General features: G+C 60.8%; 22 protein-coding genes. 13 read left to right on the top strand and 9 right to left on the bottom strand.

Annotation, left to right across the window (positions count from 1 at the left end):
• Positions 1 to 118: 118 nt before the first annotated feature.
• Entirely contained in the window at positions 119 to 1,249 is a 1,131-nt protein-coding gene (locus tag B5T_RS12265) for a beta-ketoacyl-ACP synthase III (protein WP_014994825.1), read from the top strand.
• A 50-nt stretch (positions 1,250 to 1,299) separates the two neighbouring features.
• On the opposite strand, the gene B5T_RS12260 is transcribed toward B5T_RS12265, so the two are convergent.
• Positions 1,300 to 2,382, bottom strand: coding sequence for a 6-hydroxyhexanoate dehydrogenase (locus B5T_RS12260; RefSeq protein WP_014994824.1), 1,083 nt, complete (start codon positions 2,380 to 2,382; stop codon positions 1,300 to 1,302).
• 127 nt (positions 2,383 to 2,509) lie between these two features.
• Entirely contained in the window at positions 2,510 to 2,635 is a 126-nt protein-coding gene (locus B5T_RS23750; RefSeq protein WP_268237315.1) for a hypothetical protein, read from the bottom strand.
• Positions 2,636 to 2,645: 10 nt separating this feature from the next.
• On the opposite strand from B5T_RS23750, the gene B5T_RS12255 reads away from it, so the two are divergent.
• Together B5T_RS12255 and B5T_RS12250 are read left to right on the top strand one after the other, a co-directional pair.
• Entirely contained in the window at positions 2,646 to 4,109 is a 1,464-nt protein-coding gene (locus B5T_RS12255; protein WP_014994823.1) for an NAD-dependent succinate-semialdehyde dehydrogenase, read from the top strand.
• Positions 4,110 to 4,211: 102 nt separating this feature from the next.
• A complete protein-coding gene (locus tag B5T_RS12250) occupies positions 4,212 to 4,916 on the top strand; it encodes a TetR/AcrR family transcriptional regulator (RefSeq protein WP_014994822.1) in 705 nt (234 codons plus the stop codon).
• A 75-nt stretch (positions 4,917 to 4,991) separates the two neighbouring features.
• Here the strand turns inward: B5T_RS12250 and B5T_RS12245 are convergent, their stop codons facing one another.
• The 4 genes from B5T_RS12245 to B5T_RS12230 all read right to left on the bottom strand — a co-directional run bounded on the left by B5T_RS12245 (position 4,992) and on the right by B5T_RS12230 (position 11,471).
• A complete protein-coding gene (locus tag B5T_RS12245; RefSeq protein ID WP_014994821.1) occupies positions 4,992 to 6,917 on the bottom strand; it encodes a TRAP transporter permease in 1,926 nt (641 codons plus the stop codon).
• Positions 6,918 to 7,006: 89 nt separating this feature from the next.
• Positions 7,007 to 8,206, bottom strand: a complete 1,200-nt coding sequence (locus tag B5T_RS12240) for a TAXI family TRAP transporter solute-binding subunit (protein ID WP_014994820.1) — start codon at positions 8,204 to 8,206, stop codon at positions 7,007 to 7,009.
• A 466-nt stretch (positions 8,207 to 8,672) separates the two neighbouring features.
• Complete coding sequence (locus B5T_RS12235) at positions 8,673 to 9,869, bottom strand: TAXI family TRAP transporter solute-binding subunit (RefSeq protein WP_014994819.1); 1,197 nt, start codon at positions 9,867 to 9,869, stop codon at positions 8,673 to 8,675.
• Between the two features lie 522 nt (positions 9,870 to 10,391).
• Positions 10,392 to 11,471, bottom strand: coding sequence for a phosphotransferase family protein (locus tag B5T_RS12230; protein ID WP_014994818.1), 1,080 nt, complete (start codon positions 11,469 to 11,471; stop codon positions 10,392 to 10,394).
• Positions 11,472 to 11,788: 317 nt separating this feature from the next.
• On the opposite strand from B5T_RS12230, the gene B5T_RS12225 reads away from it, so the two are divergent.
• From B5T_RS12225 to B5T_RS12205, 5 genes are read left to right on the top strand one after another with little or no spacing between them, the layout of a single operon-like run.
• The gene (locus B5T_RS12225; protein ID WP_014994817.1) at positions 11,789 to 13,576 is read left to right on the top strand and encodes a class I adenylate-forming enzyme family protein; all 1,788 of its coding nucleotides are present in this window, start codon (positions 11,789 to 11,791) and stop codon (positions 13,574 to 13,576) included.
• 1 nt (position 13,577) lies between these two features.
• Positions 13,578 to 14,354, top strand: coding sequence for an enoyl-CoA hydratase-related protein (locus B5T_RS12220; protein WP_014994816.1), 777 nt, complete (start codon positions 13,578 to 13,580; stop codon positions 14,352 to 14,354).
• A 34-nt stretch (positions 14,355 to 14,388) separates the two neighbouring features.
• Entirely contained in the window at positions 14,389 to 15,639 is a 1,251-nt protein-coding gene (locus B5T_RS12215; RefSeq protein WP_014994815.1) for an acyl-CoA dehydrogenase family protein, read from the top strand.
• Positions 15,640 to 15,643: 4 nt separating this feature from the next.
• Positions 15,644 to 16,423 (top strand): SDR family NAD(P)-dependent oxidoreductase, encoded by a 780-nt coding sequence (locus B5T_RS12210; RefSeq protein ID WP_014994814.1) that lies wholly within the window; start codon positions 15,644 to 15,646, stop codon positions 16,421 to 16,423.
• A 59-nt stretch (positions 16,424 to 16,482) separates the two neighbouring features.
• Positions 16,483 to 17,253: an SDR family NAD(P)-dependent oxidoreductase gene (locus B5T_RS12205; RefSeq protein ID WP_014994813.1), complete on the top strand. Its 771-nt coding sequence runs from the start codon at positions 16,483 to 16,485 to the stop codon at positions 17,251 to 17,253.
• Positions 17,254 to 17,275: 22 nt separating this feature from the next.
• Here the strand turns inward: B5T_RS12205 and B5T_RS12200 are convergent, their stop codons facing one another.
• Positions 17,276 to 18,223: an SDR family oxidoreductase gene (locus tag B5T_RS12200; protein ID WP_014994812.1), complete on the bottom strand. Its 948-nt coding sequence runs from the start codon at positions 18,221 to 18,223 to the stop codon at positions 17,276 to 17,278.
• An 87-nt stretch (positions 18,224 to 18,310) separates the two neighbouring features.
• Between B5T_RS12200 and B5T_RS12195 the strand changes: the two genes are divergently transcribed.
• The 5 genes from B5T_RS12195 to B5T_RS22300 all read left to right on the top strand — a co-directional run bounded on the left by B5T_RS12195 (position 18,311) and on the right by B5T_RS22300 (position 22,229).
• Positions 18,311 to 18,940: a TetR/AcrR family transcriptional regulator gene (locus tag B5T_RS12195; RefSeq protein WP_014994811.1), complete on the top strand. Its 630-nt coding sequence runs from the start codon at positions 18,311 to 18,313 to the stop codon at positions 18,938 to 18,940.
• A gap of 217 nt (positions 18,941 to 19,157) precedes the next feature.
• Positions 19,158 to 19,445 (top strand): HvfA family oxazolone/thioamide-modified RiPP metallophore, encoded by a 288-nt coding sequence (locus B5T_RS12190; protein WP_014994810.1) that lies wholly within the window; start codon positions 19,158 to 19,160, stop codon positions 19,443 to 19,445.
• A 27-nt stretch (positions 19,446 to 19,472) separates the two neighbouring features.
• The gene (locus B5T_RS12185) at positions 19,473 to 20,339 is read left to right on the top strand and encodes an HvfB family MNIO-type RiPP peptide maturase (RefSeq protein WP_041717001.1); all 867 of its coding nucleotides are present in this window, start codon (positions 19,473 to 19,475) and stop codon (positions 20,337 to 20,339) included.
• Positions 20,336 to 21,094, top strand: coding sequence for an HvfC family RiPP maturation protein (locus B5T_RS12180; RefSeq protein ID WP_014994808.1), 759 nt, complete (start codon positions 20,336 to 20,338; stop codon positions 21,092 to 21,094). Before B5T_RS12185 ends, B5T_RS12180 begins: the two co-directional genes overlap by 4 nt.
• Positions 21,095 to 21,209: 115 nt before the next feature.
• On the top strand, positions 21,210 to 22,229 hold the full coding sequence (locus tag B5T_RS22300) for an MlaA family lipoprotein (protein ID WP_014994807.1): 1,020 nt from the start codon (positions 21,210 to 21,212) through the stop codon (positions 22,227 to 22,229).
• A 13-nt stretch (positions 22,230 to 22,242) separates the two neighbouring features.
• Here B5T_RS22300 and B5T_RS12170 read toward each other — a convergent pair whose 3' ends face one another.
• Positions 22,243 to 22,680, bottom strand: coding sequence for a tellurite resistance TerB family protein (locus B5T_RS12170; protein ID WP_014994806.1), 438 nt, complete (start codon positions 22,678 to 22,680; stop codon positions 22,243 to 22,245).
• A complete protein-coding gene (locus B5T_RS12165) occupies positions 22,677 to 23,633 on the bottom strand; it encodes a transaldolase family protein (RefSeq protein WP_041717000.1) in 957 nt (318 codons plus the stop codon). The genes B5T_RS12170 and B5T_RS12165 overlap by 4 nt, the downstream gene beginning before the upstream one ends.
• Positions 23,634 to 23,698 lie beyond the last annotated feature (65 nt).

The raw sequence follows: 23,698 nt of genomic DNA, 5'->3' as shown, positions 1-23,698 counted from the left end.
ACCGAGCGCCTTCAGCCCGCTCTTGAAACATCGGTTTTGCGCCCACGGGGCTGAATCCGGATAATGACATCATTTACTGTCGCGGCGCCCGGTGCGCCTTTGCAGAGAGGACAGGTTAGTGACCCAATCCGTAGTGATCAGCGGAACCGGGCTGTGGACCCCGCAGCAGTCCATTAGCAACGACGAACTGGTGGCGTCGTTCAACCAATACGTGCAGCTCTATAACGAGAGCAACGCCGCCGCCATCGAGGCCGGTGAACTGGAAGCTCTGAGCCCTTCGAGTACCGGTTTCATCGAGAAAGCCTCCGGCATCAAACAGCGCTATGTGCTGGATAAGGAAGGCGTGCTGGATCCCGAACGGCTGTGCCCGAGCATTCCCGAGCGTTCCGATGACGAGCTGTCGGTGCAGGCGGAGATCGCCGTCAACGCCGCCCGTCAGGCGTTGGGAAACGCCAAATTGACAGCCGACGATCTGGATGCCGTGCTGGTGGCCTGTTCCAATATGCAACGCGCCTATCCGGCCATGGCGGTGGAAGTGCAACAGGCACTGGGCATGGAGCATGGCTGGGGCTATGACATGAACGTGGCCTGTTCCAGCGCCACCTTCGGTATCCAGGCGGCGGTGGACGCGGTGCGCAATGGCTCCGCCCGGCGTGTGCTGATGGTCAATCCGGAGATTTGTTCCGGCCACCTGGCCTGGCAGGATCGCGATTGTCACTTCATCTTTGGTGATGTGGCCACCGCGGTGATCGTGGAGCGGGCCGAGGACGCCACCAGCGACAACCGCTGGGAGATTCTCGGCACCCGCCTGCAAACCAAATTCTCCAATAACATCCGCAACAACTTCGGCTTCCTGAATCGGGCTGACCCGTCCGGCATCGGCGCCCGTGACAAACTGTTCCGCCAGGAAGGCCGCAAGGTGTTCAAGGAAGTTTGTCCCATGGTGGCCGAGCAGATCAGCGGCCATTTGAGTGACCTGGATCTGCCGGTGGAAGAGCTGCGCCGGATGTGGCTGCACCAGGCCAATCTGAGCATGAACCAGTTCATCGCCCGTCGGGTGCTGGGGCGTGACCCGAGCGAAGAGGAAGCGCCGGTGATCCTGGACGAGTACGCCAACACCAGTTCCGCCGGCTCCATTATCGCTTTCCACAAGTACAACGCCGACCTGCCGGTGGACAGCAAGGGGGTGATCTGCTCTTTTGGCGCCGGTTATTCCATTGGCAGCGTGGTGGTCAAGCGGGTGCAGTAAACGGCGAGGCTGTTTCACCCTCTCTCTTGAGGGGAGAGGGTGAAACTGAGTCAGTTCCCTGCGTCGAGAATCACCCGACCCGCCACTTGGCCTTTTTCCAGATCCGCCACGGCTTGAGCGGCGCCTTCCAGCGGACGGTGCTCGATGTGAATGGGCGGCAGGTTTTTCGCCTTGGCGAACGCCACCAGATCCTCCAATTCCTTCAGTGTGCCCACATAAGAGCCGATGATGCTCACTGCTTTGTTGGTAATGACCGGCAGCGGGTAACGCAGTTCGCCGCCGTGCAAACCCACCGGTACGTATTTTCCGCCCTTACCCAGCAGGCCCAGCGCCAATTGGGCGGTCTGCTCATTGCCGACGAAGTCCAGGGCCGCCTGCACCGTGCCCGGACAGGTTTCCGCCACCACCCGGTTCAGTTTCGGGGTGTTCGGGTCGAAGCTGTGGCGGGCGCCGCTTTCCTGCGCCAGCTTGCGTTTCTCCTCGGACAGATCGATACCGATCACGTTGCCGATGCCCATGGCCTGGAGGATGCGCAGGGCCATCTGGCCCAGGCCTCCGCAGCCGATCACCACGATCCACTGGTCATCCGCCAGCGGCAGCACTTTGTTGATGGCGGAGAAGGTGGTCAGCCCGGAGCAGGCCAGGGTGGCGGCGTCGCCGGGGTTGAGGCCGCTGATGTCGAGCAGATAGCGGGAATGGGGCACGACAATGTGGTCGGCGTAGCCGCCAGGCTTGTTCACGCCCAGGTGAGCCGGAGTGACGCACAGGTTTTCTTCGCCTTTCTGGCAGGCACCGCATTTGCCGCAACCGATCCACGGGTAGATCAGGCGTTGATCGCCGGGTTTGGCGTCGGTGACCTGGTCGCCCACCGCCACCACGGTGCCGATCACCTCGTGGCCCAGAGTAAGCGGCAGTGGCATGGCGAAGTTGAGGCGTTTGTCGCCGCCCAACTCGAAATAGCCATCGTGAAGATGAACGTCGCTGTGGCAGACGCCACAGTAGTTGACCTTGAGCAACACTTCGTTGCCGGCGGGGGCGGGGAGCTCGTAGCTTTGCGGTGCGATCGGACCGCCGAACTCCTGGAATTCGAAGCGGCGACTGTCCGATACACCGTTTTGTTGTTCTGCAGTCATGGCTGGCGTCCTTGTAGGTAACGTCATTGGGGGCCGGTCATGCGGGTTGGCCGCACCGACGGGTCTTTGTATGTTGTATATCGTATAAAGCAAGTTGGTGGGAAGGGACATCGTCCGTGAAGACGATTTACACTGTCCCGCCTTCCATGGCGCCTTCCATGGCGCTTTCCATGGCGCTTTCCATGGCGCTTTCCATGGTACTTTTCATGCCACCACTGTTATCCAGGCTCCATACGGGGCTGCCCCTACCCACGGAGACGGCTATGTCCGCGGAACTTCAGGATTCGACTTTGCTGTGTGACCAGTCACTGATCGACGGTGTCTGGTGTGACGCGCGCTCCGGTCTTGCTTTCGACGTCAAGAATCCGGCCAGCAGCGAGGTGCTGGCTCAGGTGCCGGATATGGGGGCCGTTGATGCCCGTACCGCGGTGGAAGCGGCGGCGGCCGCCTTCAAGGACTGGCGCCGCCGGTCGGCCCGCGAGCGCATGGCGATTCTGCGCCGCTGGCATCAGCAGATCATTGACAACGCCGATGACCTGGCGCTGCTGCTTACTCTGGAGCAGGGCAAGCCATTGGCGGAAGCCCGGGCGGAGGTGCTGTCCGGCGCCAATTTCGTCGATTGGTTCGCCGCGGAGGCGATGCGGGTGATGGGGGACATTCTGCCGCCGGCGGACAACAGCCGCCGTGAGTGGTCAACGCGCCACCCCATCGGTGTGGTGGCGGCGATTACCCCATGGAATTTCCCGTCCTCCATGGTCACCCGAAAAGTAGCACCGGCTCTCGCGGCCGGCTGCACCGTGGTACTCAAACCCGCCGAGGACACGCCGCTGTCGGCACTGGCATTGGCCGTGCTGGCGGAACGGGCCGGGGTGCCGGCGGGCGTTTTCAATGTGGTCACCGCATCCCATGGCGCGGAAGTGGGCGGAGAACTGACTTCCAATCCGCAAGTGCGCAAGCTGTCGTTTACCGGTTCCACCGCGGTGGGCAAATTGCTGATGGCTCAGTGCGCGGCCACGGTGAAGAAGGTGAGTCTGGAACTGGGCGGCAACGCGCCGTTCCTGGTATTTGAAGACGCGGATCTGGACGAGGCGGTGCGCGGCGCCATTGCCATCAAATTCTATAACACCGGTCAGACCTGCATCTGCGCCAATCGCATCATGGTGCACGAGCGCGTCTACGATGCCTTCCTGGAACGGCTTGCCCGGGCGGTGGGAGCACTGACGTTGGGCGAAGGGACCGGGGATGGCGTGACCCAGGGGCCGTTGATCAATCCGGCGGCGTTTGCAAAGGTTTCGTCGCTGGTGGAGGACGCGGTGTCGTCGGGTGCCACGGTGGTGACCGGTGGTGGCGGTGATGCCGGTCTGGGAGGCACTTTCTACCCGTTGACCGTGCTGGGTGACGTCACCCCGGCGATGAAAGTGTTCAATACCGAGATCTTTGGTCCGGTGGCGCCGGTTTATCGTTTCAGCGATGAGGATGAGGCGATCCGGCTCGCCAACGATACCCCTTATGGCCTGGCGGCGTATGCCTACACCCGGGATCTGGGGCGGATTTTCCGCCTCAACGAGCAGCTTGAATATGGCATGGTCGGCGTGAACACATCGCGCTTCGTTTCAGAGACGGTTCCCTTCGGCGGCGTCAAGGAATCGGGTATTGGCCGTGAAGGCTCGGTGTACGGCATCGACGAATTCCTGGAAACCCGTTATTTGTGTCTGGCCGGATTGTAGGGGCGTGGCGGCTGGCATGCCTTGCCTGCCGCCACTGTTTCTTCCGCCTCCTCAGGGGCTGTGCTAACCTCGAAAAACCCTCATTTCTTTTGGAGAAAACGCTTGTCAACGGATAAAAAACGGGGCGCGAAGCAGACCTCGAACGGCGAGCAGTTGGCGGAAGCCGTGGTTGATGGCGTTCAGGATACGACACTGATTGAGACGCGCCGCAATCAAATTTGCGATGCCGCTCTGGAACTGTTTCTGGAGAAGGGCTTCGCTTCCACCACGATTCGCGATATCTGTGCCCGCTCCGGTGTCAACCAGGCCAGTATTTACGATTACATCGCCAATAAAAACGACATCCTCCGGCGTTTGTTGAACAAGCTTTGGTTTCGTCCGGATGTGCCGACGCTGGCTGAACGTCTGGATCATAGCGGTGACACGCCGTTCGCGGACACGGTGGCGGATTATCTGCACGACACCTGGACCAAGAAGCGCCGAGGCACTTTGCTGATCTACCGTTCGGTGCCGTATCTACAGGAGGATGACCGGCGCGCCATGCGCGCCCGTGACCGGGCGGTAATTGAAGGGCTGGCGGCGCATCTGCGTCAACGGGCGCATTTGTCCGAGGAAGACCCTCGCGCGGAAGTGCTGGCCAATCTGATTATTTTTCTCGGTGCCTTCGCACCCATGCGGGACTGGCTTAACAAGGACGTGGATGACGAGGTCATCCTGCGAACGGTGTCCGCGGGGGTGGCGGCCATGCTGGATCAGCTGGCGCAGGAGCGCTCCGCCGGCAACTTGTCCGGCAAAGACAGCGCCTGACGTCAACGAAGGGGTGTCATATACCGGTGCCCGCGGCGTTATCGCCGCGGGCACTTTGGTTCTGGCTATGGTGGATTACGCGCTCTGTGTCAGTCGACGATTATCGTTCCAGACCAGCGCTACCAGCGCCGCCGAGGCGAGACCACCGATAATGGTGGTCATCAGCCCCGGAAAGCTGAAGGCGAAGCCCGCCGCGATCAACGGAAAACGCAGCCAGGGGCGCACCCGGCCGGCGCCCAGCAGATACCCCTCCAGACCGCCGGAGATCAGCATGATGCCGATGATGATCGAAGGCAGCACGTAGATCAGCGGCGTCAGATCGCCCTGCAAGACCAGTGCCGGTTGAAACAGGAAAAACAGAGGCACGAAGTAGATCACCACGCCCAGGCGCATGGCGGTGAAGGAGGTCTGCATCGGCCGTCCGCCGGCGATGGTGGCGGCCAGAAACGCAGCAGCGCCGACAGGGGGCGTGATGGCCGACAACATGGCGTAATAGACGATAAAGAAGTGCACGGCGATGGTATTGAGTCCGCCCACATTAATGATCGCTGGTGCCAGGGTCACTGCCAGGAAGATATAGGCGACGATGGCAAGTCCGGCCATGCCCATGATGAAACAGGCGAGGATGCCGAAGAGCAGGATCAGAAATACATTCCCTCCGCCCATACTGACCAGGCCGGATGTCAGCGCTCCGGTTACCCCGGTGATGGTGAGTGCGCTGACCACGAAGGCGATGGGCAGGATGATGGCCGCGGTCTGGGTGACCAAAACGCCGATCTGGCGGATGGTCTGGTACAGCCTTCTCGGGGTCATGCGGGTGTCTTTTTGCAGGAACGACAGCGCGACCATCAGCACACAGGCGTACCAGGGTGCGTAGTACTCCCAACGCATGTACATCAGACCCCAGATCAAGAATACCAGCACGGAAATGAACGGCCAGCCTCGCTTGAGAACCTCTTTTACCGCAGGGAGCTGATCCCGAGGCATGCCTTTCAGCCCGGTACGGGCGGCGTAGGCATCCACTTGTAAGAGCAGCCCGAAGTAGAACAGCAATGAGGGCAGAATGGCCGCGACCATGACAGTGGCATAATCCACCCCGATTGTGATGGCCATGACGAAAGCGATGGCCCCCATAACCGGAGGCATCAGTACCCCGCCGGTGGAAGCGCAGGCTTCGATGGCTCCGGCGTAATGAGCGGGGTAGCCGACTTTTTTCATGGTCGGAATGGTGATCGAACCGGTACCGGCAATATTGGAAAATACCGAGCCGGAGAGGCTGCCGAAAAAGGCACTGGCGACCACGGACACCTTGGCCGGCCCACCCCGGTAGCGGCCAAAGCTGGCATTGGCCAGATCAATGAAGAAGGCCCCCCCACCAGTGGCGATCAGGACGCCGGCAAAAACCAGGAAGCCAAGGATGATTTCCGCCACAATTTTGGTGGTAATCCCCATCATGCCCTCGGCGCGGAAAACATGCGCCTCGATCATGCGATCAAAACTGTAGGGAATGCCCATCAACAAACCGGGCAGCCGGTCGGATATCAGCGGGTACAGCCCCAGTCCAACTACCACCAGCAGGAACGGCAGGCCACCGCTACGCCGTGCTACCTCGAGCATCAGTAGCCACATCACCGTGCCGAGCGGAACATGGCTCCAACTGGACTGGACCATATCCCAGGCATAGTTGGAGAAGTAAACGCTGATGCCCAGGGCGGCGGCGGCGGCGATCAAATCATAGAAGGGAATCCGGGTTTGTCCGCGCCGCGCGGGTAAGGCGATAAAGGCGGCAGCCACGAACAGGCCGATGAATAACCAGTAGTACTGGCCTTCCAGAAGGCGTTCGCCGTTCCAGGTAATACCGAAAATATAAACTATGCCGATGCCCAGACCAGCGATAGTGAGAAGCACGAACAGCAGGCTTTGCCAGGAGTACTGTTCACCCAGGCGGGTGGGTTCCGCTTGCGCGGCGCTGCTCTCCGATTCTGTGGAGGTGTTGTTCATGGTATTCCGCTCAGCAATGGAAATGACGGATCATTCGGCTTTGGGCTGCCGTGGCGACCGGGGCCGGTCCTCCACGGCATCCAGTGCGGTCAAAGGCGAGACCGGAAGCGCTCAAGACCCTGGGTGTGTTTGTTGAGAATCTCGACGAAATCCGGGTTTTCGAAGTCGATCTTGACGCGAGCCTTGCTTGCTTCTGCTTGAGCGGCTTGGCGTGCCTGCATCCACTGTTCCATTTTCTTCGCGGCCGCCTCGTTCCAGGCATCGTCTTCCTCGGTCCAGGCGCCGACTTCACGCAAATACTTTACGGTGCCCTCATGAATCGGGAGAGGAGAGCGGTCCAGGTAAGCGCGGAACTGCTCCAGTGACATCCGGGCCGCCATTGGATGGGAGCCCTTATAGGCGTCGTAGGACTGATGAAACCACTTGACCAGGTTGTATACGAAGTCTTCTTCAGTATCGGCCGGGACAGCGTAGAGGAAGTTGGAAGTGGCGCCATCAATGCCACGGGCGGTAGTGACGCCAAGACTGATCTCCGTTGGAATCAGCATCGGACGGTGCTCAAGAAAGGCGTTCCAGCCTTCTGTATTGTCACTGTCCAGTGGCAGCCAGCGAATGCTGCCCGGTGCGCCTTCCAGTTCGGACATCACTGAACTGATTGGTGAGCACCAGGCGACGTCGGCCTTGCCTTCCACCACGGAACGGCAGTTTTCAGCGTAGCTCCCCGCGGGCACGAAACGCAGAGTCTGCTCTCTCTGTTCCTCGGAAAGGCCAAGATAGGCTCCCAACCCGTCAGTGACCGCGGAAATCATGGCGGGAGAAAACATTCCCTTGGCCACTTGATAGCCGCCGTCCTTCAGATCTTCCACGGTTTGCAACTTGGAGTCACCGGAAACCACCAGCCCCCAGGGGGTGTCGTTGTGGTGCCAAATGATCCGCTGCGCAACGGGCTTGGTTGGCGCATAACCTCCAATACCTTCGATCTGATACAGCATTTCCGAGCCGGCCACGGAGGAAAGGGCGATGTCGCGGCGGTCGGTGAGCCGGCGATAGCGCATGGATTCGTTATCCTCCGGCACCACCCTGACGACGGCTCCCACCTCTTTCTGGAGAATCGGTGCCCAGCCATTGGTGGACGCGAAACTGGCCGAGCCGGTACCCGGCGTGCCCACGACCAGTAGCCTTGGCCATTCGAAGTTATCGGTGTCATCGGCGCTGGCGATAGGGGAGGTGAGAAGGGCCGCGGCGGACAATGCCGGGACCAAGGTTTTGAACAGAGCGGAATGTTTCATCGAATGATTCCTTGTTCTTCTAAAAGATACAATTTTTATCAGTGTCCCCTTGCCCTGAGCGCGGGGTAGACAGTGGCTTGGTATGTTTGGCTAGCTGGTGAGTACTCGGTGTGCTTCGGAGTGTTGGTATGAGGCTCCCGCGAATTCGGTAATTGAGTGGTGATTGGTTTTTTGAAACACTATTTCAAAAATATCGAGTGTCCCAGATTAAACTGTCGGGTGTCCAGAATTCAAGCCATACCATGCGTATCGACCCCAAAAAACCTACCTGAAAGAAGGTCGATTTTGTTTACTGATTTTTCAGAAAAATAAGGTCAGCTTTCCTGATCTTTTTATGGCGCCCATGGAGAAGGAAGATGCCCCTTGTGCAGCTCGGCTGCATTAGGCCAAGAACATCACAAGCAAACCGCCCCAGGCCGAAGGTGAGCCTCTTTCGGACTGAAGCGGTTCGCTGGGTCAGGCAGTCTCACAGGCGGGATCGGAAACCTTCAAGATCCTGCGTATGTTTGTCTTGAATATCGAGGAAAGCCTGATTCTCGAAGTCCACCTTGACGCCATTTTTATTGGCTTCCTGCAAAGCCGCCTGGCGGGCTTGCACCCAGTGGTCCATCTTGGCCTTGGCCTGTTCGTTCCAAACGTCGTCTTCCTCACTCCAGGCGCCGATTTCTCGCAAATATTTCACGGTGCCTTCGTGTATCGGCAGAGGCGTGCGATCCAGGTAGGCGCGGAATTGCTCAAGGGACATACGCGCGGCCATGGGGTGGTTGCTTTTGTAGTCGTCATAGGACTCATGGATCCATTTGGCCATGTGGTAAACGAAATCCTCATCAGCATCGGTGGTTACGGTGTAAACGAAGTTGGAGGTGGCACCATCCACGCCCCGGGCGGTGGAGACACCCAGCTCGATCTTGGTGGGGACCAGCATGGGCCGGTAGCTCAGATAGCCCTCCCAGCCTTCCTTGTTTTCGTGGCTCAGTGGTAACCAGCGGATACCGCCGGGAGCACCTTCCATCTCAGACAGCACTGAGCTCACCGGCGCGCAGTAGGCCACATCGGCTTTACCTTCCACGACTGAGCGGCAGTTTTCCGCGTAGCTGCTGGCGGGAATATAGTTGATCTTGCTCTCGGCCTCTTCTTCGGACAGGCCGATGAACGCCGGAAGGGCCTGGGTGGCGGCGGCGATCATGGGGGGAGAGAACATGCCCTTGGCCACCCGGTATCCGCCGTCTTTCAGATCCTCCAGGGACTTGAGCTTGGAATCGCCGGAAACCACGAATCCCCAGGGGGTGTCGTTATGATGCCAGAGCACGCGCATGGACGCCGGTTTGGTGGCGGCGTAACCGCCGATGCCTTCGATCTGGAAGCGCATTTCGGCGGCGGATACTGAACTGATGTTGAGATCGCGGCGATCGGTAAGACGGCGATAACGCATGGCCTCGTTGTCTTCCGGCACGGCGCGGACAACGGAACCGGTTTGTTTCTGCAGCACTGGTGTCCAGCCATTGGTGGAGGCGAAGCTGGCGGAAGACGTGCCCGCCGTGCCGATCACCAGCAGCCGGGGCCATTCGAAATCGCCGCCCTCGGCGGCGAAAGCAGCGCCGGATACCAACAGGGCGCTGGACAGGGCAGGGGCGAGCACTCTGCGCAGGGTACGATGTTTCATCGGTGACTCCTTATTGTTCTCTAATGGTTCACTTTTTGATGATTCAGTACATGTTATTGAGCTATTTGTATATGGAATTCGGCTGCTTGTGAAAACTCTCCCGAGTTAACCGTCGCCGGTTGTTTGCCAGGGCTATGCGCTCCTATGAATCCCTTGTTTTAAAAGGATATTGTTTGCGCGGGCCCGAGTTCGGCTTATCCGCCTGACGTATGTCAGGTTAAACCGCCGATAATCGGAATTTCAAGCGATAAAAACGACGTTTTATTAAAAACCTACTAAAAAGAAGGTCGACTTTGTTTACCTGTTTTAAAAATCGTCGGGAGCGATTTTTGACGTCGAAAGGCTCGGGGGAATGAATCAAGGAAGGCGGGAAATAACCAAAATCGGGTATTCGCTGGCAAGTCAGTTTCCCACAGCAGGAACTACGGAGCGGCTGTGGGAAGCTGGCTTGCCAGCGAATCAGCGTGTTGCATGTAAGCGGACTGTTTCACAACTGTGGGACAGCGATGATTGGTTACCGCATCATCCGAGCGAGCGGGCGATCCGGGCGCCGACTTCCGCCACCCGGCGGGCGCGGGCGCCATCCCGGATCGGATCGGCGCTGGCGCTGCTGACGTTACCCTGGGCCGCGCGCGCCGCCACCCCTTGAATAATGGCGGCGCTGCGGAAGCAGGAAAACGCCATGAAAATCGGCCATTCCGGAATACCGTCCCGGCCGGTACGTTGGCAATAGCGGTCCAGCAATTGTTGTTCCGGCGGCAGACCGGCCTCAAGCAGGTCCCGGGCATCCGGTTCGCTGCCTGAGGTGTGGTAGGGCATGCACAGATAGGCGAGGTCCGCCAACGGGTGGCCCAGTGTGGACAATTCCCAGTCCAGTACCGCGATCACGCGAGACTCTTCAGGGTGCAGGATCATGTTTCCGAGGCGGAAATCGCCGTGCACGATGGCGGTCTCGTTGCTCACATCGGTATGTTCCAGCAGCCAGTCCCGCAGCCAGTCCATCTGTGAATAGTCGAAGTCCGCAGGCAGTGCCTCCTTGGCGCCTTCGTACTGTCCCGCCCAGCGCGCGGTCTGGCGTTTGAGATACCCTTCCGGCCGCCCGAAGCGCTCAAGGCCGGCGGCTTTCCAGTCCACGCTGTGCAGTTGTGCCAGTGTATCGATCAGGGCATGAGCAATGGCCGGGCGCTCTTCCCGGGCCACCGGGTCCATGGAGGGCGGCGGAATGATGCGCCCTTCCACGAACTCCATGACGAAGAACTCGGCGCCGATCACTTCGGGATCCTCGCAGTAGGCCAGCATGCGCGGCACCGGCACCCCGGTATCGGCCAGCGCATGCATCACCGCGTGCTCGCGGTCCACCGCGTGGGCCTTGGGCAGCAGTTTGCCGGGGGGCTTCTTGCGCAATACGTAGCGTTTGCCGCTGGCACTGGTGATCAGGTAAGTGGGGTTGGACATGCCGCCCTGGAATTGCTCGACAGTCAGGCCCTGGGCGGCCTCCGGCAGGGCATCGCGCAGCCAGTGCGCCAGCGCCTCGGCGTCGATGCGGTGGGCGGGCAAGGGCGCGACCAGCTGCGGGCCCGCGGTGGTGGCGTTGTTATTCATATCCCTTTCCTTCCAGTGGGAGCCTTTGAATCAATAAGGCATCGAACGACGATCGGGATTGAGCGCCTGTTCCTTGATACCGAACGGCGCCGTGTCACCGGTCGGACGTGCACGGCTGACGTTTGTCAGGATGAGATACTAGGAACGGACGGAGCCCGGGTCAATGCATTCGAATGATTCTTCGCCGGGGTGCATGGGTCGCGCTTGACATCACCTTCGGATCCGCCGTAGCGTTTCCCTGACAAACGTCAGCCCGCGACCTTCGGGCCGCGAGATGCGGACGGGCCCCTCCGGGAGAGCAGAGAGAGAACAACAAAATGTCAGGATGGGACAATAACCCGACCGCCGCCCAGGAGGCCCCGGTTACCGATACGCCGGCGCTGACTCTGGAGCAGGCGGTGGACCATATCACCAGCACGGATCCACGTTTCGCCGTTACCGAAGCGGACATTCGCGGACAGCGGTATCCGGTTTTCGCCAACACCCCGGCGCACTTGCGCGAGGTACTGCAGTCGGTGGAGGCGATTTATGGCGATCGTGATGTGCTGGTGTATCGAGACGAACGCTGGGATTACCCGCGTCTGGTCGACGAGGCCAACCGGCTCGCCAGGGCCCTGAGTGAGCTTGGTGTCCAGCCCGGTGATCGGGTGGCTCTGGCCATGCGCAACTATCCGGAATTTCCGCTGTTACTACTGGCGGCTACCGCCATCGGCGCGGTGGTGGTACCGATGAACGCCTGGTGGTCCGGTGAGGAACTGGCGTTCGCGCTGGAGGATTGCGGCGCCCGGGTGGTGTTCGCCGACAACGACCGTTACCGGCGTATCGAACCGTTCGCGCAACGTCTGGGGCTGGTGCTGTTCGCGGTCCGCGATGTGGAGGGAGAACACAACTATTCGGATCTGTTGGCGCGGGTGCCGGAGGCGTCCTGGCCGACGGTGCCGGTCGATGCTGACGATGATTTCGCGGTGTTGTACTCGTCGGGCTCCACCGGCCGTCCCAAAGGCGTGGTGCTGACTCACCGGGGGCTGGTGTCGGCGGTCTATTCGCTGATCATGCTGCGGTTACTGCCGGCGCTGATGGATCCGGAGCAGCCGGCGCCGACGCGGCCGCCCTGTTCATTGGTGGTGACGCCGCTGTTTCATGTCACCGCCCTGAATTCAAATCTGATTCAGGGACTGGCCGCCGGCGCCACCCTGAACCTGATGTACAAATGGGATCCCGAGGAGGCGATTCGTATCATCAACGCCGAGCAGGTGACCCGCTTCGTCGGCGTACCGACCCAGTCAGCGGAATTGATGGAGGTTGCCCGGGGTCTGGACCAGCCGTTGCCCTCGCTGGAATTCATCGGCGGTGGCGGCGCCAAACGTCCGGCTGCCCAGGTGGGACGTTTGGCCAATGCTTTTCCCGCCGCCAGCATTGCCTCCGGCTGGGGCATGACCGAAACCAACGCGCTCGGCATCATTATTTCCGGTGATCCCTATGTGGAGAATCCGGAAGCGGCCGGTCGCCTGACGCCGCCGCTGCAGGAAATGCGCATCGTCGATGAGCAGGACCGGCCGCTGCCGCCGGGCGAAGTGGGTGAATTGCTGGTGCGCAGCGCCGCCAACATGCGTTGCTATCTGAACCAGCCGGAAGCCACCGCCGCGGCGATGCGTGACGGTTGGCTATACACTGGTGACATGGCCCGCGCCAATGAAGACGGCCTGGTGTATATCGTCGACCGCAAAAAGGACATCATCATTCGCGGCGGCGAGAACATCGCTTGCCTGGAAGTGGAAGACGCTTTGTATCAGCACCCCGAGGTCGCCGAGGCCTGTGTGTTCTCGGTACCGGACGAGCGCCTGGGCGAGATCGTCGGTGCTATTGTGGTGTTGAAACAGGGGATGGTGTTGAAACAGGAGGGCGCGGTGGGCGAGGCGGAATTGAAGGCCTGCGTCGCCGAACACCTTGCCCATTTCAAAGTGCCGGAACGGTTCTGGTGGCAGAGCGGTCCGTTGGCCCGTGGCGCCACCGACAAGATCGACCGGCGCGCGATTCGTGCCGCATGCCTGTCCATGCCGGATACAGATAACAATGCAGCTGGAGCTGCCGCTCAAGGAAACTGACATGGCTTATGAATTCGTCAAAACCGAACGCCGGGGTCCGATTCTGATCGTCACCATGAACCGGCCGGAAGTGTACAACGCCGTGCACGCGCCCATGCACAATGAGATGTCCCGCGTGTGGGACGACTTCGCCGCCGACGATGATCTGTGGGTGGCGGTGCTCACCGGTGCCGGCGAGAAGGCGTTTTCCGCCGGTAACGATCTCAAGTACACCGCCCAGGGCGGCAAGGGCACGCCGCCGCCCACCGGCTTCGCCGGCCTGTCGACGCGCTTCGATCTGGAAAAGCCGCTGATCGCCGCGGTGAATGGCTTCGCCATGGGCGGAGGATTCGAAACCGCTTTGTGCTGTGACATTCTGCTCGCCGCCGACACCGCTCGCTTCGCTTTGCCGGAGGTCAAGGTCGGCTTGTTCGCCGCCGCCGGCGGCGTGCAGCGCCTGAGCCGGCAGATCGGCCGCAAACAGGCGGTGGAAATGATGCTGTCCGGCCGTCAGGCGAGCGCCGCCGAGGGCAGGGAGCTGGGCTTCGTCAATGCGGTCTATCCGCAAAATGAACTGATGGACGCGGCCCTGGCCAAGGCCGAGGAAATCTGTGCCGTATCGCCGTCATCGGTGAAGGCGACCAAACGGGTTCTCAATCATCTGGATGAGCTGGAACGTTTGCAGCAAAGTCTGGCGTACAGTCGCGAGGTGATCGAGGATTTGCGCCATACCGAGGACTTCAAGGAAGGCGTCAACGCCTTCGTGGAAAAGCGCCCGCCGCAGTGGAAGAACCGCTGATCGCGCCGACCCCATTATATTGAGGAGTAAAACCATGGGTAACGATACCAATCTGAATAATCTCGCCATGTCCGAAGAGGCGCAGCCGCTGCTGGACGCGGTAAAAAAACATATTCGTGAGAATGTTGATCCGATCACCGAGGAATACCACCGTCTCGGTGAAGGTCGCGCCGAGCGCTTCAGTCATGCGCCGGGCCAGTTGGAACTGCTGGAAGAAGCGAAAAGCAAGGCCAAGGCCAATGGGCTGTGGAACTTCTTCCTGCCCAACGCGGAAACCGGGGAAGGCCTGTCCAACCTGGATTACGCCTACATCGCTTTCGAACTGGGCAAGAACCCGCTGGCGTCCCAGACCCTGAACTGCTCCGCGCCAGATACTGGCAACATGGAAGTGCTCGAGCGCGTGGGTACTCCGGAACAGAAAGAAAAATGGCTCAAGCCGCTGCTCAATGGCGAGATCCGCTCCTGTTTCGGTATGACCGAACCGAAAGTGGCCTCCTCCGATGCCCGCAACATTGAAACCAGCGCGGTGCTGGACGGTGATGAGTGGGTCATCAACGGCGAGAAATACTACATTTCCGGCGCCGGCGATCCGCGTTGCAAGATCATGATCTGTATGGTCAAAACCAGCCCCGACGCGCCGACGTTCCGTCAGCAGTCGCAGATCCTGGTGCCCATGGACACTCCCGGCGTGAACATTGTCGGGCCGATGTGCGTGTTCGGTCATGACCACGCTCCGCACGGTCATATGCACATCAAACTGGAAAATGTGCGGGTACCCAAGGAGAACATCCTGTGGGGCGAAGGCCGCGGCTTTGAGATCTCCCAGGTTCGTCTCGGCCCGGGCCGGATCCACCATTGCATGCGCTCCATCGGTTCGGCGGAAAAAGCCCTGGATTTGATGATGGAACGTGGCCTCAACCGCGAAGCGTTTGGCAAGAAGATCCTCGATCTGGGCAAGAACATGGAAACCGTTTCCCGTGCCCGCATCGAAATCGAGGCAATGCGAATGATGGTGCTCAAGGCGGCCAAGGCAATGGACGTGATGGGCAACAAGGAAGCGCGTATCTGGGTATCCATGGCCAAGGCGATGGTGCCGGAGAAATGCTGCCAGATCATCGATCAGGCCATGCAGATCCACGGTGCCACCGGTATCAGCCAATGGTCTCCGTTGTCCGAAATGTACATGCAGCAGCGCACCCTGCGTTTCGCCGATGGCCCGGATGAAGTACATCACAATGTCATCGCCCGTAACGAGGTCACCCGCTACAACCAGTCCGGGGGCTGATGTCATGGTCGATACCTCACTCTTCGACCTGAGCGGCAAGGTGGCGCTGATGACCGGCGCCTCCAAGGGCATGGGCAAGGCGATGGCGCAAGCCCTCGCCGCCCACGGCGCCACCGTGGTGATCTCCGCGCGCAAGCAGGAGACCCTCGACCAGGCCGCCGCTGATATCAATCAGGCGGTGGGCGTGGAACGGGTGCACGCGGTGGCGGCCAATGCCGGTCGCAAGGAAGAACTGGAAGCGCTGGTGGAGAAAACCCACCAGCTCGCCGGGCCGGTGGACATTCTGGTCGGCAATGCCGGGGTCAATATTTTCTACGGCAAGATTTCCGAGATTCCCGACGACGCCTACGAAAAGACCATGAAAACCAACGTGCAGGCCAACCTCTGGCTGGCGCGTCTGGTGGCACCGGACATGGTCGCCAAGGGCAACGGTTCGATGATGTTCACCGCCAGCGTCGGCGCCTACAAACCTTCCGATACGCTGGGTTTGTACGGTACCTCCAAACTGGCGCTGATCGGTCTGGTGCGTAATCTGGCGTTGGAATACGGCCCTCAAGGGATTCGCGCCAACGCCATTTGTCCGGGCCTGGTGCGCACCGATTTCGCCAAGGCGCTGTGGGACAATCCGGAAGCGGAAGCCCGTGCCAATTCGCAGATTCCTCTGCGCCGTTTGGGTGAACCGGAGGATTTCAGCGGTCTGTCGGTATTCCTCGCCTCCGACGCCAGCCGTTACATGACCGGGCAGGCGCTGACTGTCTGCGGCGGTACGCATATGTGGGCCTGAGGTTGAGTGGGCCCGATTCCGGTCGGGTCCTTTCCAAATAACAAACAGCGAGCGAAGGCATGGAAATTAAAGACCGGATAGTCGTGGTCACCGGCGCCGCCGGTGGTATCGGTCGCGCGCTGGCGGAGTGTTTCGCCAAGGCCGGCGCCAAGCGTGTGATCTGCGCCGACCTGGACGGCGAAGGCGCCCAGGCCACCGCCGACGCCATCGGTGGCATCGGCCGACGGGTCAATGTCGCCGAGGAAAGTGAGATCCAGGCGTTGATCGATGAGGTGGAAACCAGCGAAGGGCCGATTGATCTGTTCTGCTCCAACGCCGGCATTTCCACCCGTGGCGGGCCGGAAGTGAGCAACGACGTATGGCAGAGAATCTGGGACATCAATGTCATGGCCCACGTCTACGCCGCACGGCACCTGGTGCCGAAGATGACCGCCCGTGGCGGCGGTTATTTGCTTAATACGGCTTCCGCCGCCGGGCTGCTGTCGCAAGTGGGATCCGCGCCCTATGCGGTGACCAAACACGCGGCGGTGGGGCTGGCCGAATGGCTGGCGCTGACCTATGGCGATGACGGCATCAAGGTATCGGTGCTGTGCCCGCAGGCGGTGCGCACCGCCATGACCAAGGGCAAGGAAGATGGCGTCGCCAGTATCAATGGCATGATGGAGCCGGAACCGGTGGCCCAGGCTTGCCTGAAAGCGATCCAGGAGGAGACCTTCCTGGTTCTGCCGCACCCGGAAGTGCTGGAATACATGCGCAACAAAACCGCGGACTACGATCGCTGGATCGGTGGCATGCGCAAGCTGAACCGCCGTTATAACGACCCGGTTTAGGCTGAATCCGGGAACACGCTGCTCAGAGGTTATCGGCTCCCCGCGCTTCTTCAATAATGGGAAAAGTGACTCCGGTCTGCCGTTCCGACTCGTTCCATAGCCTTTCCGCGGCGCTGATATCCAGTGCTTGCGGAGGGACTGTGGCGACAGTGGGATAGCCGCGGATTTCACCAAGCTTGTCCGGGCCGTAATAGACGCCGCCCTGAGCCTGTGGCGATGTCGCGGCAAAGAGCGTCGGCAATGCCCCCTGTGCCGACGGCTGGAACAGGAACCACAGGAAACGACGAGCCAGAGCCGGAGCGCTCCATGCGCCGGTGCCATTGGGCAGCAGTTCGGTGCGCGAAATACCGGGATGGGCGGCGACGCTCTGGATACCCCAGCCGGCGGCATCGCTACGGCGTTGCAATTCAAGAGCGAACATCAGGCAAGCCAGTTTCGATTGGCTGTAAACGGGCATTGGCTTGTAGTTCCGCTGCGCTTGCAGATCCTCGAAGCTGATCGTGCCGCTGCGGGCAGCGACGCTTGAGAGGCTGACGACACGCGGCTTGTTGCCTTTGCACAGCAACGGCAGAAGTCGGGCGGTCAAGGCAAAGTGCCCGAGATAGTTAGTGCCGAATTGCAATTCGAACCCATCCTCGGTTTGCTGTCGTTTCGGTGGCATCATTACCCCCGCGTTATTGATCAGCAGCTCCAGACTGTCGCGTGAGCTTCGCAGTTCGTCGGTGAAGGCCTCGATGGAGTCGAGACTGGCGAGATCCAGTGCCTGGAAAAGCACGCTCGCGCCGGGAACGCTTTGCCGAATCTGATCCACGGCCGCGCACCCTTTCGAGGGGTTTCGGCCTGCTATGATGACGTTGGCGCCGGCACGGGCCAGTGCCAGCGCATCCTGGAATCCCAGGCCGCCTGTTCCAGTGACGACCGCCGTGCGGCCGCGTTGAGAGGGAATGTCGGAGACTGTCCAATGGGTCATGGCGCTTGCCTGGCTGAGAGTGGGAAAGATAAACTGAGTGCATGAATTTGTGCACTCGGTGCAATTTATAATGCACTTGGTGCATTTTTGCAACAGGTCATCGAAATGTCAGCAAATACTCCTGCCGTGAAACCCGCGCCCACGGAGAGCCCGCGGGAACGCAAACGCCGCGAAACCCGTCAGCGCATCGCCGAAGCTGCGCAACGCCTGTTCCTCGCCAATGGTTACGAGGGCACGACGCTGGACGCTATCGCGGCGGAAGCCGGCATCTCACGCCGTACCTTTTTTTCGTACTTCAAAGCGAAGGATGACATCATCTTGTTCTGGCGTGACGCCGATTCCGCCAGCCTGTATGCCGATCTGCTAAGAACATCCCCCGATGTGCCGCCGCTTGATGCTGTCCGCGATGTGATGGTGAAGCACATTGAGCGTTATACCACTGAGCAGATGACGGCCGTCGACAATCTGATGCGCTCAAGCGAGGCGCTTCTCACGCGTAAACAAGCCTATTACGCGGATCAGGAACAAGTGCTTTTCGATACGCTGTGCGAAGTCTGGCGGCAACCCGAGCGCCGGGCGGCACTGCGCATGGTGGCAATGGTTTCCATCGGAGCAATGAGACTCGCGCTGCAGGCGTGGAGGGAGCAGAACGGGCAGAGAAAGTCGGCGGCCAGCTTTCTGCGGGACGCTTTCGACAGACTGAAATCCGAACTTTGACGGAGCACCGGGTTTCGTCGCCGGCCGGCTTCTCGGTGCCAGTACCCGATGCAGGCGCGCTTTCCCCAAGGTGGCCGGCCCTGGTTTGCTCCTGGATATCATATCTTCATGTAACGTTTACTCCCGTCGTGCATCACTATAGTGTCGAAATCATGAACCGGGCCATTCCGGGTCTCGGTGGTGTTTCGACCCCATCAGCGAATCAGGAGAAGATGACATGGCTAAAGCCAATAAACTCAGTCCTCTGGCGGCCACCGTTGGCGCCGCTTTTGTCGCATCGGCGATGTCCCTGCCGGTGACCGCCCAGGCGGTTGAAAATCCGTTCGCCGCCTCCGATCTCGGAGCGGGCTATCAGCTGGCCGACAAGCACGGCGAAAAAGGCGCCGAAGGCCGTTGTGGCGGCGACAAGAAAGGTGAGGGCAGCTGTGGTGCTGACAAGGGAGACAAAGGCGAGAAAGGCGCCGAAGGCAAATGCGGCGAAGGGAAGTGCGGCGGAGCCGCCTGATCCCCAATCCCCTCATATAAGAGTGCCATGATGACAGCCCTTGCCCCGGTCCACGGGATCGGCCTGGGATTACGGCGGGCCCTGATGGGCCCGCTTTCCCAATGCGAGACCGTGCCGTTCCAGTTCATGGAGGTGGCGCCGGAAAACTGGATTCCCATGGGCGGTCGCCTGGGCCGGGAATTCCGTCGTTTCACCGAACGCTTCCCGTTCGTCTGCCACGGCCTGAGCCTGTCCCTGGGTGGGCCCCATCCGCTGGATTTCGAACTGCTGGCCGCGGTCAAACGGTTTCTCGATGAGCATCAAATCCGCTGTTATACCGAACATTTGAGCTACTGCAGCGACGGTGGCCATCTTTATGATCTGATGCCGATACCGTTTACCGGCGAGGCGGTGCGTTACGTCGCCGATCGTATCCGGCAGGTGCAGGCGTTTCTTGAACGTCCGATCGGCATTGAACACGTCAGTTATTACACGCCGCCCGGCGGTCCGGCCGAAATGACCGAGCTGGAGTTCATTCGCGCGGTGCTTGAGGAGGCCGATTGCGGTCTGCTGCTGGACGTCAACAACGCCTATGTGAACGGCATCAACCACGGTTACGACCCGTACCGCTTCATTGACGGCCTGCCCGGCGAGCGGATCTGCTATGTGCATATCGCCGGCCACTACGACGAGGCCGAGGATCTCAAGGTGGATACCCACGGCAGCGCCGTGATCGAGCCGGTGTGGTCATTGCTGGAACACACTTATCAGCGCTTCGGGGTGCTGCCAACGTTGTTGGAGCGAGATTTCAACTTCCCCGACAACGACACCCTGTTCGCGGAGTTGAGCCGCATCGGCGCTACCCAACGGCAGACGGAAGGTCAGGCCCGGAAGTCGGGCAGGAGCTCCGCATGAGCGAGCCGCACTTTATTGCCGTACAGCGGCGTTTCGCCGCCCATCTGCGCGACCCGGACCGGCACGCGGCGCCGGAAGGGTTGGAGGATCGCCGGCTTGCGGTATACCGCGACCTCTTTTTCAATAATGTGCAGGGCATCCTGAGCCAGGGCTTTCCGGTCCTGCATGGTGTCTTGCCGGAAGCCCGCTGGCGGGCCCTGGTGCGCGCTTTTTTTCATTCTCACCACAGCCACTCACCCTACTTTCTGGAAATTCCCGGCGAGTTCGTTGCTTTTCTGGCCGGAGAGTATCAGCCCGATCCCCAGGACCCTCCCTATCTGGCGGAACTGGCCCATTACGAGTGGATGGAGGTGGTCCTGGACACCGCCACCGAGGAGATTCCCCAACAGGGCTATGACCCCGACGGCGATCTGCTCGCCGGGGTGCCGGTGCTCAATCCCCTGCATGTGTTGCAGGGTTACCGCTTCCCGGTTCACCGGATCGGTCCGGACTATCGTCCTGATCAGCCCCTGGCGGAGCTGGTGTGGCTGCTGATTCACCGGGATCGGGGCGATAGAGTCCGCTTCACCGAATTGAACCCGGCCACCGCCCGCATGCTGCAATTGATGGCCGCCTGTCCTGAAGAGCAGGGCGAGGCTGTGTTGACAAGACTGGCGGAAGAGTTGAACTTTGCCGACCAGAGTGCGCTGCATGGTTTCGCCGTTGAGTTGCTGGAGCAACTGCGCGGCAAGGACGTGATCCTGGGAGCACGCTGAATCGCGCTCTTGTCCGGTTTGGCTCTTGTCCGGTTTGACAGGGGCTGTGTCCGATCCTGGGAGTGATGGCACCGACGTGCCTATAATGCGCTCACCAACGAACAGAGGATTGCTTGTGCGTAAATGGATTCTGCTGGCTTTCGCTGGCCTGGTGGTTGGGTGTGCGCAGACGCCCCGGGATAACAGCGAAGCCCGGGCGCCGTTGGCGCCGCCGGAAGCGGTGCGCGCCGCCGACGCCGAACGCGGCAAGGTGGAAAGCACGGTGGAAAGCACCGTTGATGACGCTCCGGACGCCTTGCCCACCGGGTCCGCCGCTGATGGTGGGGACGATTGGGGGGAAAGCGCTCCGGCCGCGGATGACGGCTGGGGTGAAGGCGGCGACGACTGGGCCGGCTCCGGCTCCGGCTCCGGTTCCGGTGACCTGGACGACCCCTTCGCCGGCCCCGCCATGGACTGGGAAGAGATTGATCCCTGGGAAGGCTTCAACCGCAAAATGTTCGGTTTCAATGAGTTCGTGGATCGCTACGCGCTGAAGCCGGCGGCCAAGGGGTATCGATTCGTTACTCCGCAATGGCTGGACGATACCTTTACCCGTTTTTTCGCCAACCTGCAGGACTTCCGCAGCGGGCTGAACAATGTGCTCCAGTGGCGCTGGGGGCAGGCGCGGGACAATTTCGGCCGCTTCTCGGTGAACACCACTCTGGGGCTGGCTGGCCTGTTTGACGTGGCGTCCGAGCTGGACATTCCGAAACACAAGACTGATCTGGGCCTGACTCTGGGACGCTGGGGCGTGGACTCCGGCCCCTATCTTGTGCTGCCGTTGTTCGGCCCGTCCACGGTCCGGGATGCCGCCACTATCTGGCCGGAAGACTATATGCGGTTGTCTCACTATTTGCTGGAAGACACCACGGATCGTCTCATCTTCAGCGCGGTTTACGCGGTGGATCTGCGCGCCGATCTGCTCGATCTGGAACGCAACATCATCGGCGACCGTTACACCTTCATCCGTAATTTCTACATTAACCAGCGCATGAAGGGGGAAGGACTGAGCCGGGTGCCGGGACCGGCGCCGAAAGCCGAAGGGCAAGCGGCGCCGTCAGAAGAGCAGGGGGCGGAATCGGAACCGCAATGGTGATCCGCGCGGATTACTATTCGCCGGTGGCGGCGAGTTTGGCGCGAATATAATCGCCGTGAGACACGTAGAGCAGGTCCGCCACCCGGCGGATCAGATGCTCTTCGTACACGTCCACCTTGCCGTCGGCGGCGGCCACGGCCCACATGTCCTCGATCAAACGGGCCCGGGGTTCCGGGCCCCAATGTTCACGCAACGGACTGGTGAATTCATATAGATCGGTGGCGCCTTCCACCTGTTCATGCAACTCAGCGACGATCTCCTCCAGTTCGTCGCTGTCCAGTTGCCAGCGCTGGCGCACCGCCTTGAACAGGCTTTGTTTTTCGCGATCATCAATGCGGCCGTCGGTGCGCGCCACTTCCAGCAGCAGGGCGGCGGCGGCCCGGTGCAAATCCAGCTCCGTTACCGGTTCCCGGGTGGTCTGGGGTTCGAACAGGCGGGCAATCCAATTCACGCGGCACGTTCCTCCTCGCTTAACAAAGTTTCCAGCGCGACCTGATCCGCGGCGAAGCGGCGGATGCCATCGCTGAGCAGGTCGTTGGCCATGGGGTCTTGATTCATTGCCCAGCGGAAACCGGCCTCGCTGATCGGTGTCCAGTCTTCGTCCGGTTCCACGTCGGCGGCGTCCAGGGCCTGGGTCAGCGGATTTTCGTCGGCGGCCAGGGTTTCCAGCAGGGCCGGGCTGATGGTGAGACGGTCACAGCCGGCCAGGGCGCGGATTTGATCGGCGTTGCGGAAGCTGGCGCCCATGACGATGGTTTCCAGCCCGCGTGCCTTGAGGGTACGGAAAATACCGCATACCGACTGTACGCCGGGATCGTCGTCGATGTGCTGGATGTCGAGGCCGCGTTTGACGTGCCAGTCCTGGATCCGGCCAACGAACGGGGAGATCAGCGTGGTGCCGGCCTCGGCGGCGGCCAGGGCCTGGGCCAGGGAAAACACCAGGGTCAGGTTGCAGCGGGTACCTTCCTCTTCGAGGAGACGGGCGGCCTCGATGCCCTCCCAGGTGGCGGCGATTTTGATCAGGATGCGATCCGGATCCACATCCAGTTCCCGGTACAGCGCCATCAGCCGCCGCGCCCGCTCCACCGTGGCGCGGGTGTCAAAGGACAGGCGGGCGTCGACCTCGGTGGAAACCAGCCCTGGAACGTGCTCCAGCACCGCTTGCCCGGCGAGACAGGCGTAGGCGTCACTGCACCAGGTCAGGTCGTGACCGCGGCCCATTTCCGCGGCCAGGCTCCGGGCCTGGGTCAGCAGGGACTGGTAGCGGCTGTCCCGCGCCGCCGCCAACAGCAAAGAGGGATTGGTGGTGGCGTCACAGGGGGCGAGAGCGGCGATCATCTCCATATCGCCGGTGTCCGCCACCACGGTGGTCCATTGCTCCAGTTGCTGCCGCTGATTCGCCATGATCCGTCCCATTAACCAAAAAAACGTGAGTGAGCATTAGAGCATAAGAACCCGGGAAGGTTCTT

The sequence above is a fragment of the Alloalcanivorax dieselolei B5 genome, from assembly GCF_000300005.1.
Taxonomy (GTDB): Bacteria; Pseudomonadota; Gammaproteobacteria; order Pseudomonadales; family Alcanivoracaceae; genus Alloalcanivorax; species Alloalcanivorax dieselolei.
Note: the sequence above shows the minus strand (reverse complement) of the source record. Positions and strands in the feature narration are given on the sequence as shown.